Annotated in this window: 3 protein-coding genes and 1 pseudogene; 2 read left to right on the forward strand and 2 right to left on the reverse strand. The window is 52.8% G+C overall.

Annotated features, from left to right (window positions below; all coding sequences use genetic code 11):
* Both ABYT30_RS18105 and ABYT30_RS18110 read left to right on the forward strand, forming a co-directional pair.
* The coding region (locus tag ABYT30_RS18105; protein ID WP_373097897.1) for a murein hydrolase activator EnvC at positions 1-343 on the forward strand (343 nt) is incomplete at its 5' end.
* 70 nt (positions 344-413) lie between these two features.
* Complete coding sequence (locus ABYT30_RS18110; protein WP_373097899.1) at positions 414-1772, forward strand: S41 family peptidase; 1359 nt, start codon at positions 414-416, stop codon at positions 1770-1772.
* Positions 1773-1807: 35 nt separating this feature from the next.
* On the opposite strand, the gene hisF is transcribed toward ABYT30_RS18110, so the two are convergent.
* Together hisF and ABYT30_RS18120 are read right to left on the reverse strand one after the other, a co-directional pair.
* Positions 1808-2584: an imidazole glycerol phosphate synthase subunit HisF gene (gene hisF / locus ABYT30_RS18115; protein ID WP_373084089.1), complete on the reverse strand. Its 777-nt coding sequence runs from the start codon at positions 2582-2584 to the stop codon at positions 1808-1810.
* A gap of 19 nt (positions 2585-2603) precedes the next feature.
* Positions 2604-2723 (reverse strand): annotated as a pseudogene (locus ABYT30_RS18120) (1-(5-phosphoribosyl)-5-((5-phosphoribosylamino)methylideneamino)imidazole-4-carboxamide isomerase); the annotation flags it as partial.

Consider the following 2723-nt stretch of genomic DNA (forward strand, 5'->3'; position numbering starts at 1 on the left):
ATTAAATCGCTATGGCGCCTCCCGACAAGGCAGCTCAGTAACATGGCAAGGTATACAACTAAGTGGCAATGAAGGTGATGCCGTCAAAGCCATTCACAATGGCCGCGTGGTCTTCGCCGATTGGCTGCGCGGTGCAGGACTATTAATAATAGTCGACCATGGCGGAGACTATCTCAGCCTTTACGCCCACAATCAGAGCCTATTGCGTAGCGAGGGCGATTGGGTGCGCGGCGGCGAGGGGATTGCCACCGTCGGCAACAGTGGCGGCCAACGACAGGCTGGGCTGTATTTTGAAATCCGCTACAAAGGGCGACCCACAGACCCCCGCAACTGGTGCAAATAACATCGGCAGCATTCGCCAGCAAAGCAAGATACAATAAGTTTCGTTTTAAGGACGTTCTGGGAACTCAAGTATGCCTGATATGTTTCGTCACACCTTTTCCGCCCTGCTAATACTGCTGCTCGCCGCACCTACAGCACTTTTAGCAGGCGATAGCACCAATACTAATCAAAACTCGCAACTCGCCGAAGCCAGCAGCCAAGGCCAACTGCCACTTCAGGCATTGCGTAATTTCGCCGATGTATTCAACCAAATTCGCCTTAGCTATGTTGAAGAGGTCGACGATAAAACTCTGCTCGAAAATGCCATTCGCGGGATGCTCAGCGGCCTTGACCCCCATTCGGATTATTTAGATGCCAGCTCATTTGAAGATCTGCAAAACCACACCACCGGTGAGTTTGGCGGCCTCGGCATTGAAGTCGGCATGGAAAATGGTTTTATTAAAGTCGTTACCCCTATTGACGACACCCCCGCTGAACGCGCGGGTATTCAACCCGGCGACTTGATTATTCAAATCGACAACAAGCCAATTAAGGGGCTGACTCTTCAGGAGGCGGTCGTTCTAATGCGCGGCCCCGCGGGCAGCAAAATTGTTCTAACTATTTTACGCAACGGTGTAAACGCCCCCTTCGACGTCAAGCTCAAACGCGACGTTATTACCGTGGCCAGCGTGCGCGGGGAAATGCTCCAGCCCGGCTATGGCTATATCCGAATCTCGCAATTTCAAAGCCGCACCGGCCAAGATTTAAAGAAAGAACTGGCCACCCTCAAAGCTGGCCGCGAGCCGCTTAAAGGTTTAATTTTGGATTTACGAAACAACCCTGGCGGCCTGCTGCAAGCTTCAGTACAAGTGGTAGACGAGTTCATTAATGACGGCCTAATTGTCTACACCGAGGGCCGGCTACCCAATGCCTATAGCCGCTTTATGGCCAGCGCCAAAAACCCTGCCGACGATACGCCGATGGTAGTATTAATTAACGGCGGCTCAGCGTCGGCATCAGAAATTGTCGCCGGTGCCCTTCAAGACCACCGCCGCGCCATTATTGTCGGCACTCAAAGCTTCGGTAAAGGCTCGGTACAGACGGTACTGCCCCTATCAGAAGACAGTGCCATTAAACTGACCACGGCCCGCTACTACACCCCCAGCGGCAGCTCTATTCAAGCCCAGGGAATTATCCCCGACATCGTGGTTGAGAAGGCGCGAATCGAAGCAGTGAATGCCGGCATCCAAGTGACCGAAGCCGATTTGGCTGGCCACCTAGGTCGTGGCGACGGCGCCGAGAGCGACGGTAAAAGCCGCAAGAAGGAAAAGAACGGCAGCAATGAATTGGCCGCCAATGATAATCAGCTATATGAAGCGCTGAATTTATTAAAGGGTTTAAATATTATGGCCAGCGCGAAGAAAGCGCTAAAAGAAGTAACTACGGAGTAGCATTTAAAATCAGCGGGCCCAAGGGCCCGCTATTTTTACAAGCGAACTTCAATACCCCGAGCCGCCATATAGGCTTTAGCTTCGGGCACCGTGAACTCGCCAAAGTGGAAAATACTTGCCGCCAAAACGGCATCAGCCCGGCCCTCAACAATCCCATCAACCAAGTGATCTAGATTACCGACCCCACCCGAGGCGATCACCGGCACTGCTACCGCGTCGGATATTGCCCGCGTCAACGCCAAGTCGTATCCCGCTTTTGTGCCATCGCCATCCATGCTGGTCAACAGCACCTCACCGGCACCGTTATTCACCATTTTAATCGCCCACTCTACCGCATTAATACCAGTGGGCTTGCGACCGCCGTGAGTAAAGATTTCCCAACGCGGCCGACCATCGGCCTCGTCGGCAACGCGTTTAGCGTCAATGGCAATAACAATGCACTGGGAGCCGAAACGATCAGCCGCTTCTTTAACAAAATCAGGCCGATGAATAGCAGCCGAGTTAATACCGACCTTATCAGCACCCGCATTGAGCATGGCGCGAATATCTTTTATTTCGCGAATACCGCCGCCAACAGTCAACGGTATAAACACTTCGGCAGCAATCTGCTCAACGATGTGCGCGGTGGTTTCTCGGCCTTCGTGCGTGGCGGTAATATCTAAGAAAGTAATCTCATCCGCGCCCTGCTCGTTATAACGTTTAGCTACCTCAACAGGGTCGCCAGCGTCGCGAATACCAACAAAGTTTACGCCTTTTACTACGCGACCTTTGTCGACATCTAGGCAGGGAATAATACGTTTAGCCAAAGCCATGATACTGTCCTATTCGGGTCTATTTAGCCTTGCCGTCGCAATAGCTTTGCGCTTCGCGCAAATCAAGCTGGCCTTCGTAAATCGCGCGACCAGTGATGGCCCCAAGAATACCGGCATCCGCCACCGCTTGCAGGGCGCG

Source organism: Zhongshania sp., assembly GCF_041623545.1.
Taxonomy (GTDB): Bacteria; Pseudomonadota; Gammaproteobacteria; order Pseudomonadales; family Spongiibacteraceae; genus Spongiibacter.